At 63.3% G+C, this 12,924-nt stretch carries 9 protein-coding genes and 1 pseudogene; 8 read left to right on the top strand and 2 right to left on the bottom strand.

What is annotated here, in order from left to right:
* Positions 1-138 precede the first annotated feature (138 nt).
* Entirely contained in the window at positions 139-600 is a 462-nt protein-coding gene (locus tag OEG82_RS13455; protein ID WP_267612927.1) for a type II toxin-antitoxin system RatA family toxin, read from the top strand.
* Here the strand turns inward: OEG82_RS13455 and OEG82_RS13450 are convergent.
* Together OEG82_RS13450 and OEG82_RS13445 are read right to left on the bottom strand one after the other, a co-directional pair.
* On the bottom strand, positions 576-1,127 hold the full coding sequence (locus OEG82_RS13450; protein WP_267612926.1) for a CinA family protein: 552 nt from the start codon (positions 1,125-1,127) through the stop codon (positions 576-578). The two genes, OEG82_RS13455 and OEG82_RS13450, sit on opposite strands and share 25 nt — an antisense overlap.
* Positions 1,124-2,326 carry a bifunctional 2-C-methyl-D-erythritol 4-phosphate cytidylyltransferase/2-C-methyl-D-erythritol 2,4-cyclodiphosphate synthase gene (locus tag OEG82_RS13445; RefSeq protein WP_267612925.1) on the bottom strand — a complete coding sequence of 401 codons (1,203 nt, stop codon included), beginning with the start codon at positions 2,324-2,326 and terminating at the stop codon, positions 1,124-1,126. Before OEG82_RS13445 ends, OEG82_RS13450 begins: the two co-directional genes overlap by 4 nt.
* 160 nt (positions 2,327-2,486) lie before the next feature.
* Between OEG82_RS13445 and dusB the strand changes: the two genes are divergently transcribed.
* From dusB to OEG82_RS13410, 7 genes and pseudogenes are all read left to right on the top strand, one after another.
* On the top strand, positions 2,487-3,503 hold the full coding sequence (gene dusB, locus OEG82_RS13440; RefSeq protein ID WP_267612924.1) for a tRNA dihydrouridine synthase DusB: 1,017 nt from the start codon (positions 2,487-2,489) through the stop codon (positions 3,501-3,503).
* A 50-nt stretch (positions 3,504-3,553) separates the two neighbouring features.
* Entirely contained in the window at positions 3,554-4,663 is a 1,110-nt protein-coding gene (locus tag OEG82_RS13435; protein ID WP_267614952.1) for a two-component system sensor histidine kinase NtrB, read from the top strand.
* A 4-nt stretch (positions 4,664-4,667) separates the two neighbouring features.
* Positions 4,668-6,121, top strand: a pseudogene (ntrC, locus tag OEG82_RS13430) (nitrogen regulation protein NR(I)).
* 110 nt (positions 6,122-6,231) lie between these two features.
* Entirely contained in the window at positions 6,232-8,529 is a 2,298-nt protein-coding gene (locus OEG82_RS13425) for a sensor histidine kinase NtrY-like (protein WP_267612923.1), read from the top strand.
* Positions 8,519-9,883: a nitrogen assimilation response regulator NtrX gene (gene ntrX / locus OEG82_RS13420; RefSeq protein ID WP_267612922.1), complete on the top strand. Its 1,365-nt coding sequence runs from the start codon at positions 8,519-8,521 to the stop codon at positions 9,881-9,883. Before OEG82_RS13425 ends, ntrX begins: the two co-directional genes overlap by 11 nt.
* A 54-nt stretch (positions 9,884-9,937) precedes the next feature.
* Entirely contained in the window at positions 9,938-11,314 is a 1,377-nt protein-coding gene (gene trkA / locus OEG82_RS13415) for a Trk system potassium transporter TrkA (protein ID WP_267612921.1), read from the top strand.
* Positions 11,315-11,369: 55 nt separating this feature from the next.
* The gene (locus OEG82_RS13410; protein WP_267612920.1) at positions 11,370-12,788 is read left to right on the top strand and encodes a TrkH family potassium uptake protein; all 1,419 of its coding nucleotides are present in this window, start codon (positions 11,370-11,372) and stop codon (positions 12,786-12,788) included.
* Positions 12,789-12,924: the final 136 nt, after the last annotated feature.

Genomic DNA, 12,924 nt, shown 5'->3' with positions numbered 1-12,924 from the left:
TCGCATTGCGCGAAGCGGCTGTCAAAAGCGCAAAACCGGGTCTGTGTACGTCACTTGGGAGCAGATCGTCCTCATTCATATGGTGCCATCCCACGTCATTTGCTTGATATTCCTGTCTGGCCCGATTAATTGCCTTTCATGCCAACCTATGAAACCACACGCCACGTTCCGCATTCGCCGCGCCAGATGTTCGATCTGGTCGCCGATGTCGAGAGCTATCCGGAGTTTCTGCCGCTGTGCGAGGCGCTGACCGTGCGCTCGCGCAAGGAGCGCGACGGCAAGACCTTGCTGATTGCCGACATGACGGTGGGCTACAAGGCCATCCGAGAGACCTTTACAAGCCAAGTCCTGCTCAAGCCCGATGATCTCGCCATCGACGTCAAATATCTCGATGGACCGTTCAAATATCTCGACAACCGCTGGTCGTTCGAGCCCGGTGAGACCGGCGGCTGCGAGGTGCGGTTCTTCATCGACTACGAGTTCAAGAGCCGCATGCTTGGCGTGGTGATGGGCGCGATGTTCGATCGCGCCTTCCGGATGTTTGCCGAAGCTTTTGAAAAACGCGCCCGCGAGATTTACGGCGACGCCGGCGGCGTCTGAGCCTGCAGCAGGGGCAGCCGGCCGATCAGCGCTTCGAGCGCCGCCCGCACGGTGGCCGCGCGGATCAGGTCGCGGCTCCAGGCCGGATCCCAGCGCAGTTCGACCACGCTGGTCAGGTCGCCCGGTCCCGACAGCCCCATCCAGACAAGCCCCACGGGCTTGTGTTGGGTGCCGCCGCCCGGCCCGGCGACTCCGGTGACGGACACGGCGAAATCGGCGCGGGAACGCCTGCGTGCACCGAGCACCATCTCTGTGGCCACTTGTGGTGACACCGCGCCGAAAGCCTCGAGCGTGGCGGGTTTGACACCGAGCATGTCCTGCTTGGCCTCGTTGGAATAGGTGACAAAGCCGCGGTCAAACACCGCCGAGGATCCGGCAATGTCGGTGATCGCGCCGGCGATCAGCCCGCCGGTGCAGGATTCGGCTGTTGCGGTCATGGCGCCAGCAGCTGAAAACCGTTCGATCAGCTCCTGGGCCAGCGCCCGGCAGTCGGCCTGCATCTCGCTCACTGTGGTGACCCGGGTCATGCGTAATCTCCAAACACCACCGTTGCGGTGGCGATTGCGGCGATGCCCTCGCGGCGGCCGGCAAAGCCGATGGTTTCGTTGGTTGTCGCCTTGACCGAGCAGCGGTCGACGGAAATATCGAGAATACTGGCCAGCGACTCGCGCATTTCCTGCCGGTGCGGCCCGATCTTCGGCGCTTCGGCGATCAGGGTCACGTCGGCGTTCATGATCACCCCGCCGGCCTTGCGGACAATGCCCGCTGCATGGGTGAGAAAGATGTGTGACGCCGCCCCGCGCCATTGCGGGTCGGAGGGCGGGAAATGATCGCCGATATCGCCGGCGGCACAGGTGGCCAGCAGCGCGTCGGTCAGCGCATGCAGGCCGACATCGGCGTCGGAATGCCCGTCCAGCCGCTGATCATGCGGGATTTCCACCCCGCACAGGGTGACAAAGCTGCCGGGAACCAGCCGGTGCACATCATAGCCGTTTCCGGTGCGCACATCCGGCAAGCGCGCGGGTGCAAGTTTCTCGTCGGCCATGGCAATATCCCCGGAAGTGGTGAGTTTGACGTTTGATGCATGTCCCGGCGTCAGCCGCACATTGAGCCCCGCCCATTCGGCGATGGCGCAGTCATCGGTGAAAGCCGTCTCGGTTTCGGCTTCGGCGCGGGCATGGGCCGCCGCGATCTCGGCATAGCCGAACCCTTGCGGCGTCTGCGCGCCGAACACACCGTCGCGCGGCACGGTTCCGGCAATGCAGCCGGAGGCATCGCCGCGCTTGAGCGTATCGGCGACCGCGACAGCGGGCAGGGCGGCGCTGTGGCCCGCCTTCAGCGCCTCGAGCACGTCGTCGATGATGGCGTGGCTGACAAAGGGCCGCACCGCATCGTGGATCAGCACATGCTGCAGGGAGGTGGCCGAAAGCGCCTGCAGGCCGGCGCGGACCGAGGCCTGCCGGGTGGCGCCGCCAAACACCGTGCGAACCCGGTCGAGCCCCTTGAGCCCGCCGACGGCCTTGGCATAGAGCGCCTCATCATCGGGATGAATGACCACGACGATATCGCCGCAACCGGGATGGTCGAGAAATGTCACCAGGGTTCTGGCGATCACCGGCCATCCACCGATCAGGCGGTACTGCTTTGGTCCGTTGGCGGGCGAGCCGGCGCGCTCGCCTCGACCCGCTGCGACGACCACCAGAGCAAATTCATGTCCGTCGTTCATGTAAATTCAATTCCCGAAATCCGATTGCCTGAGTGTTTAGAGGTTGCGTTAACGGGAAAAAAGCTCTTTTGCATTTTTCTCGGGCCGCGCGCGAATACGACTTGGCAATCCGGCCATGATTGTCTAAAAAAAGGGCAACAAAGAGAGTTGCACGATACGCATGCAAAACATTGAAGCCATTTTGAGCGAGCCGCTTGTGATCGGACCGGTCACAGCGCGAAACCGGGTGTTCCTGGCGCCGCTGTCGGGCATTTCCGATCTGCCCTTCCGGCAACTGGCCTGGAAGCACGGCGCCGGGCTGGTGTTCACCGAGATGGTGGCAAGCCGCGAACTGGTTACCGAACGGCGCGAATCACAGGTGCGGCTGCGCGGCGACGGCATCGATCCGCATGTGGTCCAGCTTGCCGGGCGCGAAGCCTGGTGGATGGGCGAGGCGGCCCGGATCGCCGAGGCCGAAGGTGCGGCGATGATCGACATCAATATGGGCTGCCCGGCGAAAAAGGTCACCGGCGGCTATTCCGGCTCCGCGTTGATGCGTGATCCCGATCATGCGCTTAGCCTGATCGAGGCGGCGGTGAAGGCCGTGAACGTGCCGGTGACGTTGAAGATGCGGCTTGGCTGGGATGACCAGAACCACAATGCAGCGCTGATCGCCGCCCGGGCCGAGGCCGCAGGCGTACAGATGATCACCGTGCATGGCCGTACCCGCATGCAGTTTTACGAAGGCGTTGCCAACTGGGATGCCATCGCCCGCGTCCGCGAGGCGATCTCTGTGCCGCTGATTGCCAATGGCGATGTCGAGACCCGCGCCGATATTGCGGACTGCCTGCGCCGCTCCGGCGCCGATGCGGTGATGGTCGGTCGCGCCTCGCGCGGCCAGCCCTGGATCTGCGGTGAACTGGCCGGCTCCGATCTGGTGCCTGTATCCGGAGAGGCGCGCAACGCCGTGGCGCTGGAGCATTACCGGATGATGGTAGAGCATTACGGCGAGGATGTCGGCGTCCGTCACGCCCGCAAGCATATCGGCTGGTATCTCGAGACGCTGGCACCCGACACGCCGGCTGCGCTGAAAACGGCGATGATGACCTCGCGCAGCGCCGATCAGGTCTGGACCTGGTTTTCCGAAGCATTGGACGGCGGCGCCCAGGCCGCATCGGTACTGGAGAGTGCAGCGTGAGTGACATACTGGCCAGCCAGATCGGTGGCGCGGATGCGGACACCGCCATCATGGTGCTCAACGCCATCCAGCATCCGGTGATCATGGTCGATGGCGACAGCGTCGTCTGCTTTGCAAACTGGGAGGCGGAAGCGTTCTTTGCTGCCAGCGCATCGCATCTCGCCCGGCACAAGATCGACACGTTCATACCGTTCGGCAGCCCGCTGCTCGAGCTGATCGACCAGGTCCGCGAGCGCCGCGCCGGGGTCAATGAATACCGCGTCGACCTGAGTTCGCCGCGGCTGGGCAGCGACAAGCTGGTCGACCTCTATGTGGCGCCGGTCTCCGGCTTGCCGGGCAATGTCGTCGTCGTGTTCCAGGAACGCTCGATGGCCGACAAGATCGACCGCCAGTTGACCCATCGCGCCGCAGCCCGCTCGGTCACCGGTCTGGCCTCGATGCTGGCCCATGAAATCAAGAACCCGCTGTCGGGCATCCGCGGTGCGGCGCAATTGCTGGAAATGTCGGTGGGCGACGACGACCGCGCCCTGACCCGGCTGATCCGCGACGAGACCGACCGGATCGTGTCGCTGGTCGACCGCATGGAGATCTTTTCCGACGAGCGTCCGGTGGACCGGGTGCCGGTCAACATCCATTCCGTGCTCGACCACGTCAAGGCGATCGCCAAGGCCGGATTTGCCCGCCGGATCAAGTTTTCAGAGCTCTATGATCCGTCGCTGCCTTCGGTCTACGCCAACCGCGACCAGCTTGTTCAGGTGTTTTTGAACCTGGTCAAGAACGCGGCCGAATCAATCGGTGACGATCCCAATGGCGAAATCGTTCTGACCACCGCCTACCGGCCCGGCATCAAGCTGTCGGTCGCCGGCACCCGCGAAAAGGTCTCGCTGCCGCTGGAATTCTGCGTGCAGGACAACGGACCGGGCGTGCCCGCCGATCTGGTGCCGCATCTGTTCGATCCCTTCATCACCACCAAGACCAACGGCTCCGGCCTGGGACTGGCTCTGGTCGCCAAGATCGTCGGCGGCCATGGCGGTATCGTTGAATGTGACAGCCAAAGCCGCAAAACCACTTTCCGAATTCTGATGCCGGTCTCGCCCGACGGCCGGCCAATCAAGCCGCTGCCGTCAACCAGTGACAGCGCGACCGGCCAAAAGGACTGAACCGATGGGCAAAGCCACCATACTTGTCGCCGATGATGACGCGGCGATCTCGCACCGTGCTCAACCAGGCCCTGACCAGGGCCGGCTATGATGTCCGCATCACCTCCAATGCCGCCACTCTATGGCGCTGGATCTCGGCGGGCGATGGCGATCTGGTGATCACCGATGTGGTCATGCCGGATGAGAACGCCTTCGACATGCTGCCGCGGATCAGACGCTCGCGTCCGGACCTGCCGGTGCTGGTGATGAGCGCCCAGAACACCTTCATGACGGCAATCAAGGCGTCGGAGGGCGGCGCCTATGACTATCTGCCCAAACCCTTTGACCTGACCGAGATGATCAACATCATCGGCCGGGCCCTGTCGGAGCCGCGCAAGCTGTCCTCCCAGCCCGAGGAATCTCACCGAAGGCATGCCGTTGGTCGGACGCTCGACCGCGATGCAGGAGATCTACCGGGTGCTGGCGCGGCTGATGCAGACCGACCTGACGCTGATGATCACCGGCGAATCGGGAACCGGCAAGGAACTGGTCGCCCGCGCGCTGCATGATTACGGCAAGCGCCGCAACGGCCCCTTTGTCGCCATCAACATGGCGGCGATCCCGCGCGACCTGATCGAATCCGAACTCTTTGGCCATGAGAAGGGCGCCTTTACCGGCGCGCAGAACAAGTCGACCGGGCGTTTCGAACAGGCCGAGGGCGGCACCCTGTTCCTCGACGAGATCGGCGACATGCCGATGGACGCCCAGACCCGGCTGTTGCGGGTGCTGCAGCAGGGCGAATACACCACGGTGGGCGGCCGCACGCCGATCAAGACCGATGTCCGGATCGTCGCCGCCACCAACAAGGACCTCAAGATCCTTATCAATCAGGGCCTGTTCCGCGAGGATCTGTATTACCGTCTCAATGTCGTGCCGTTGCGGCTGCCGGCGCTCAGGGACCGCGCCGAGGACGTGCCGGATCTGGTACGCCATTTCGTCCGCTATGCCGTCGGCGAAGGTCTCGACGCAAAACGCTTTGACGGCGAGGCGCTCGACCTGCTCAAGGCCTATCCATGGCCGGGCAATGTCCGCGAGCTCGAAAATGTCGTCCGCCGCGTGATGGCGCTCTATCCGCAGGACGTCATTACCCGCGAAATCGTCGACAATGAACTCCGCATCGAATCGCCCGAACCGGCTTCGCCACAGGGCTCGCCCTCGACCGGAGCGGCGACCATCGCGCAATCGGTCGAGGAGAACATGCGCCGCTATTTCGCCGATTTTGGAGAAGACCTGCCGCCGCCGGGACTGTACCAGCGGGTGCTTGAAGAGGTGGAATATCCGCTGATTCTCGCAGCGCTGACGGCAACGCGCGGCAACCAGATCAAGGCCGCCGATCTGCTCGGATTGAACCGCAACACGCTGCGCAAGAAAATCCGCGAACTGGGAGTCACGGTCTACCGCTCGCCACGTCTCGCCTGAGAAAACTCCAGGCCCGTCATCACGCTTGACACATCTTGGCCGAAAGTTGCATTTTCGCCACAATATGTTGCATGTTCGCAACGATAGCGTCCCGGCGACAATGGAGCGGCATGGAACAGACGGCCATCAACGCAGCACCGGATCTGCCGGCGAAAGCACCAGTGGCGGATGCCGGGCAGGAGGCCACGCAGCGGCGCAACCTGTTCACGCTGCCGGGCATCGCCTTGGTCATTTCGGCGTTTTTGAGCGCCCTGATCTCGTTTTCGATCCTGCTCGGACTGACGCCGATCGAGCCGGTCGACCAGGTCGTCTACGGCGCCGTGGTGGTCAACCTGTTCTTCGTCATCGGGCTGGTGACGCTGGTGGTTGTCGAGATCTACTCGCTGTTCAAGGCCCGGCGCCGGGGCAAGGCAGCGGCCAAGCTTCACATCCGAATCGTCGCGCTGTTCTCGATCGTCGCGATCGTGCCCGCCATCCTGGTCGCCATCGTCGCCTCGATCACGCTTGATGTCGGTCTTGATCGCTGGTTTTCCATTCGAACCAAGTCAATCGTCAACTCGTCCCTGTCGGTGGCGCAGGCCTATGTGCTGGAAAACGCACGGTTTTTGCAAGGCCAGACGGTGTCGATGGCCAATGATCTGGACAATGCGCGCACGCTCTACAGCCTCGACCGCGTCGGTTTCGAGCAGTTCATGACCCGGCAGGCAATCGGCCGCGGGCTTCTCGGCGCGTTCCTGGTGCGCGAGGATGGCAGCACCATCCTGCAGGCCGACATCGAAACCGAGCGGCCCTTGCCGGCAGTGCCCGAGCAGGCGCTCAAGGATGCGGTCAAGGGCCAGCCGACGCTGATTCCGCCCGGCGTCACCAATCTGGTCGGCGCGCTGATGCCGCTGCAGCAGATCGGCGGAACGCTGCTCTACACCGTCCGCGTGGTCGACCCCGAAGTCATGCGCTCGATGCGGCTGATGGAGGAAGCCACCAAGGAATACCAGACCCTGGAGCAGGGGCGGGCGTCCCTGCAACTGGCGTTCGGCATTCTCTATCTCGGCTTCGCGCTGATCGTGCTGCTGGCGGCGATCTGGACCGCGATTGCCGTGGCCGACCGGCTGGTGCGGCCGATCCGGGTGCTGATCGGCGCCTCCGACGATGTCGCCAGCGGCAATCTCGACGTGGTGGTGCCTGTGCATGCGTCCGACGGCGATGTCGGTTCGCTGGCGCAGACCTTCAACAACATGATCGTGCAGATCCGCACCCAGCGCGATGAAATCCTCTCGGCCAAGGACCAGATCGACAACCGCCGCCGCTTCACCGAGGCCGTGCTTTCGGGTGTGTCGGCCGGCGTTGTCGGCGTCGACCACCAGGGGGCGGTGACCATCGCCAACCGCTCGGCCCGCGAGATTCTGGGCAATGGCGAGGATGATCTGATCGACCGCAACTTTGCCGAGATCGCGCCGGAATTCGAAACCGTGATGGCCGAAGCCGGCATGCGGCCATGGATCGATGCCACCGGCCAGGTCACCATCAACCGCAACGGCAAGGAACGCACCCTCAACGTCAAGGTCACGAGGGAACAGACCCATGACCGGCTGGAATCCTTCGTCGTCACGCTCGACGACATCACCGACCTGGTGATCGCCCAGCGCTCCACCGCCTGGGCCGATGTGGCCCGCCGCATTGCCCACGAGATCAAGAATCCGCTGACCCCGATCCAGCTTTCGGCCGAGCGCATTCGCCGCCGCTATGGAAGGCAGATACCCGATGACGACCGGGCTATCTTCGACCAGTGCACCGACACCATCATCCGCCAGGTCGAGGACATCGGCCGCATGGTCGACGAGTTTTCCTCCTTCGCCCGCATGCCGAAGCCGTCCAAGGCGCGCGGCGACCTGCGCGACATTCTCAAGGACGCGGCGTTCCTGCGCGAGGTGAGCCGCAACGACATCCAGTTCATCAACGAGTTCCCCGAGACCCCGATGGAGGGCGAGTTCGATGCGCGCATGCTCGGACAGGCATTCGCCAATCTGATCAAGAACGCCACGGAAGCCATTGATTCCGTTCCGCCCGACGCCGAGCGCGACGGCAAGACCATCATCGTGCGGGCCAACCGCTCCGAGGATGGCCGCGATTATGTCGTCGACATCATCGACAATGGCCGCGGCCTGCCGGCGGAAAACCGTCACCGGCTGCTCGAGCCCTATATGACGATGCGCGACAAGGGCACCGGCCTTGGTCTCGCCATCGTCAAGAAGATCATCGATGATCATGGCGGCGCGATTCAGTTGCGCGATGCGCCTGCAGACATTGATGGTGGCCGCGGCGCGATGATCACCGTCCGCCTCCCGGTGGAGGGGCCCGAGCAGACCACCACAGAAGATGACACAGCAAAGGAACCGGCAGATGGCGTCTGATATTCTGGTCGTTGACGACGAGGCCGACATTCGCGAGATCGTTGCCGGCATTCTGGATGATGAAGGCCACGAAACCCGCACCGCAGGCGACAGCGATTCCGCTCTTGCGGCCATCAATGACCGGGTGCCGCGGCTGATCTTTCTCGATATCTGGCTGCAGGGCAGCCGCCTTGACGGGCTGGCCCTGCTTGACGAGATCAAGGCGCGCTATCCCGAACTGCCGGTGGTGATGATTTCGGGCCACGGCAACATCGAGACCGCGGTTTCAGCGATCCGCCGCGGCGCCTATGATTTCATCGAAAAACCGTTCAAGGCCGACCGGCTGCTGCTGGTTGCCGAACGCGCGATCGAGACCTCCAAGCTCAAGCGCGAAGTCACCGAACTCAAGAAACGCTCGGGCGATCCGGTGGAACTGATCGGCACCTCGATTGCCGTCTCGCAGCTCAAGCAGAGCATCGACAAGATCGCGCCGACCAATTCCCGGGTGATGATTCTCGGGCCATCGGGTTCGGGCAAGGAACTGGTGGCGCGGCTCATTCACCGCAAATCCACCCGCTCGGGCGGACCCTTCGTGGTGCTCAACGCCGCCGCGATCACGCCCGAACGCATGGAGGTGGCGCTGTTCGGCACCGAGGCTGCGGCCAGCCATGAACGCAAGGTCGGCGCGCTCGAGGAAGCCCATGGCGGCATTCTCTATCTCGACGAGGTCGCCGACATGCCGCGCGGCACCCAGAGCAAGATCCTGCGGGTGCTGGTCGACCAGCAGTTCGAACGGGTCGGCGGCACCAAGCGGGTCAAGGTCGATGTGCGGATCATCTCGTCGACGGCGCGCAATCTCGAGGAACTCATCGCCGCCGGAGAATTCCGCGAGGACCTCTATCACCGGCTGGCGGTGGTTCCGGTCAAGGTTCCCTCATTGAGCGAACGGCGCGAGGACATCCCGTTCCTGGTCGACACCTTCATGCGGATGGTCTCCGAGCAGGCAGGTATCAGGAACCGCCGCATCGGCGATGACGCGCTCGCGGTGATCCAGGCCCACACCTGGCCCGGCAATATAAGACAATTGCGCAACTACATGGAACGGCTGATGATTCTGGCCCGCTCGGACGGGCCGGAAACGGTGATCAGCGCCGACATGCTGCCCGATGATGTGTCCGACATGCTGCCCAAGACCTCTGCCGCAGGTTCCAACCACATCATGACCCTGCCGCTGCGCGAGGCGCGGGAAATGTTCGAGCGCGATTATCTGATCGCCCAGATCAACCGCTTCGGCGGAAATATTTCCAGAACCGCGGAATTTGTGGGGATGGAGCGGTCCGCACTGCATCGCAAATTGAAATCGCTTGGCGTATAAGCACCGCCAAGCCGCCACGGTCGCGGCTTTGAACAGGCTCTTGAGAGGTCGGCAATGAAGGTCATCATTTGCGGTGCGGGACGGGTAGGCTACGGCATTGCCGAGCGGCTCGCTGCGGAAGACAATGATGTGTCGGTCATCGATACGTCGGCCACGCTTGTGCAGGCGATCCGGGATACGCTGGACGTGCGCAGCTATGTCGGCCATGGCGCCCATCCCGACGTGCTGGCCCAGGCCGGCGCCGACCAGGCCGACATGATCATTGCCGTCACGCTCTATGATGAAATCAACATGGTGGCGTGCCAGGTCGCGCACTCGATCTTCAACGTGCCGACCAAGATCGCCCGCATCCGCGCCCAGTCCTATCTCAAGCCGCACTGGGCGGATCTGTTTTCGCGCGACCACATGCCCATTGACGTGATCATCTCGCCCGAGGTCGAGGTCGGCCAGATGGTGCTGCGGCGCATTGCGCTGCCCGGCGCCACCGACGCCGTGCGCTTTGCCGACGACAAGGTGGCGATGGTTGCCATCGAATGTCTCGAGGACTGCCCGGTGGTCAACACGCCGCTGTTGCAGCTGAGCGAACTGTTTCCCGACCTGCTTGCCACCGTGGTCGGCGTCTGGCGTCATGACAAGCTGTTCGTGCCGCATTCCACCGACCAGCTCGAAACCGGAGATCTGGCCTATGTCGTGTGCGACAAGGACCATGTCCGCCGCACGCTGGGTCTGTTCGGTCACGAGGAGCAGGAGGCTGGCCGCATCGTCATCTCCGGCGGCGGCAATATCGGCTATTACGTCGCCGCGGCGATCGAGGAACGGCAGCCCAAGACCAAGGTGAAGATCATCGAGGCCGATCGCGACCGCGCCGTGGTGATAGCCGATTCGCTGTCTCGGACCGTGGTGCTCAACGGCTCCTCGCTGGACCAGAACATCCTGATCGAGGCCGACATCCAGAATGCCGACCTGATGGTGGCGCTGACAAATGACGACCAGGTCAACATCCTGTCGTCGGTGATGGCCAAGCGGCTGGGCTGCAAGGCCAATCTGGCGCTGATCAACAACCCGTCCTACCAGTCGTTCACCAAGACGCTCGGCATCGACGCCCATATCAACCCCCGCGCGGTGACGATTTCGCGCATTTTGCAGCATGTCCGCCGCGGCCGCATCCGCGCGGTCTATTCGGTGCAGAAGGGCTCGGCCGAAGTCATCGAGGCCGAAGCGCTGGAGACTTCGCCGCTGGTCGGCAAGCCGCTGCGCAATCTGGATCTGCCCGACGGCGTGCGGATCGGTGCGATCTATCGCGACAAGCAGGTCCTGCGGCCCGACGGATCGCTCAAGATCAAGGCCAAGGACCGCGTGGTGATGTTTGCAGCGCTGGAATCGGTGCGCCATGTCGAGCAGATGTTCCGGGTAAGCCTGGAGTTCTTCTAAGCCCATGCTAGGCGTGCTGCACATCCTGGCCGTTTCCGTTGCGGGATTGTTCGCGATGATCGTTCCGGCCGTGCTGTTTGCCATTGCCGACGGCATGCGCGACCTGGCGCTGTCGATGCTGCTGGTCGGGGCGCTGGGCGTGTTTGCGGCACTGATGGTGCTCGGCGCGGTGTCAGGCTTTGAACGCAGGCTGGGCCGGGCGACCGGCTATCTCGGGCTTGTCGCCGTCTGGGTGCTGCTTCCGGTTATTGCCGCCGTCTCGTTCAAGACACTCACCGGCCTGGGCTGGGTCGATTCCTGGTTCGAGGCCGTGGCAGCCTTCACCACCTCCGGGTCATCGATGATGATCCGCGAAACCACGCCGCGCGCCATGCTGTTCTGGCGCGCCTCGATCGAGTGGTATGGCGGGTTTCTGACGCTGGTGTCGATCATTCACGTGCTGGCGCCCGGCGGCTTCGGCGGACTTCCGGCGGGCGATCGCCGCATCATCACCAGCCAGTCCAGCGAGATGACGGTGGATCTCGGCGATTTCCGCCAGGTGCTGGCGCAATACATGCTGATGACCTTCATCGTCTTCGTGGCGCTGGCGCTGACCGGTGTGACCGGACCCTATGCCATGATGCTGTCGATGATGGCGATTGCCACCGGCGGATTCCTTCCCTTCGACGGCGCGCTGGAAAACCATGCCGGGCCGATGGCGCAACTGGTGCTGACCGCCGGCTTGCTGCTGGGCACGGTCAGCGTGTTCTGGCGCCGCCGCCTGCTGCGTTCGCCGAAACATTTTCTGCTCGGCAATCCGGAAGTCGTCATCATCAGTGCCGCCGTCATCATCATCGCCACGCTTTTTGCCGCACGGCTGTCGGCGATTTCCGGCGGTGCCGCGCTCGGGCCGATCGTCGCCGAAAGCCTGCTTGCCGCAAGCTCGCTGATTGCCACCAGCGGCATCGAGAGCCGGCCCGGCGTGATTGCGCTGTGGCCCGACCTCATCGTGCTGGTGGTGGTCGTGGTCGGCGGCGGCATCTATTCGACCACCGGCGGCTTCAAGATCTACCGGATCGGCGCGATGGCGGCGCATTCCTGGCGCGAGCTCAACCAGCTGATCTATCCCAGCAGCGTCATCAATCTGCGCTTCGGGTCCCAGATCATCGACGAGCCGAGCATGCGGGCGATCTGGACCTATTTCGCGCTGTCGCTGCTGGTCATCTCCGCGGCGGCGATGGCGCTGACGCTGACGGCGACCAATTTCGAGGGCGGAATCACCATGGCGGTGGCCTTTTTCGCCAATGCCGGCCCGGTCTATGACGCCCTGGTGCCGCCGTCTTATGCCACCGATCCGGGAAATCAGGTCTGGCCGCAAATCGCGGCATTGCCGGTCATGGCCAAGCTCGCGGCGATCGCGACCATGACTTTGGGACGGCTTGAAGTGATGGTGGTGTTTGCGGTTTTGAACATTCGTTACTGGATGAGCCGATAGACACGGGCCGCCGGGCCTGATTGTCTGGCGCGTCAAAACAAGTGTTTACAAAACACCATAACAATGATTTTCTGCGCTTTGTTCGGGCGAGCGAATTTCCGTCAGCGGTCAAATCTAACAAATCTGCCTGTCAGAC

The sequence above is a fragment of the Hoeflea ulvae genome, from assembly GCF_026619435.1.
Classification (GTDB): domain Bacteria; phylum Pseudomonadota; class Alphaproteobacteria; order Rhizobiales; family Rhizobiaceae; genus Hoeflea; species Hoeflea ulvae.
This window is presented reverse-complemented; position numbering and strand designations above follow the sequence as displayed.

Bases quoted from the DNA above. Each gene is read 5' to 3' on its own strand.
- OEG82_RS13455 (WP_267612927.1), top strand. From the start codon at position 139: ATGCCAACCTATGAAACCACACGCCACGTTCCGCATTCGCCGCGCCAG.
- OEG82_RS13410 (WP_267612920.1), top strand. From the start codon at position 11,370: ATGATCGTTCCGGCCGTGCTGTTTGCCATTGCCGACGGCATGCGCGAC.
- trkA (WP_267612921.1), top strand. From the start codon at position 9,938: ATGAAGGTCATCATTTGCGGTGCGGGACGGGTAGGCTACGGCATTGCC.
- ntrX (WP_267612922.1), top strand. From the start codon at position 8,519: ATGGCGTCTGATATTCTGGTCGTTGACGACGAGGCCGACATTCGCGAG.
- OEG82_RS13435 (WP_267614952.1), top strand. From the start codon at position 3,554: ATGGTGCTCAACGCCATCCAGCATCCGGTGATCATGGTCGATGGCGAC.
- OEG82_RS13450 (WP_267612926.1), bottom strand. From the start codon at position 1,127: ATGACCCGGGTCACCACAGTGAGCGAGATGCAGGCCGACTGCCGGGCG.
- OEG82_RS13445 (WP_267612925.1), bottom strand. From the start codon at position 2,326: ATGAACGACGGACATGAATTTGCTCTGGTGGTCGTCGCAGCGGGTCGA.
- dusB (WP_267612924.1), top strand. From the start codon at position 2,487: ATGCAAAACATTGAAGCCATTTTGAGCGAGCCGCTTGTGATCGGACCG.
- OEG82_RS13425 (WP_267612923.1), top strand. From the start codon at position 6,232: ATGGAACAGACGGCCATCAACGCAGCACCGGATCTGCCGGCGAAAGCA.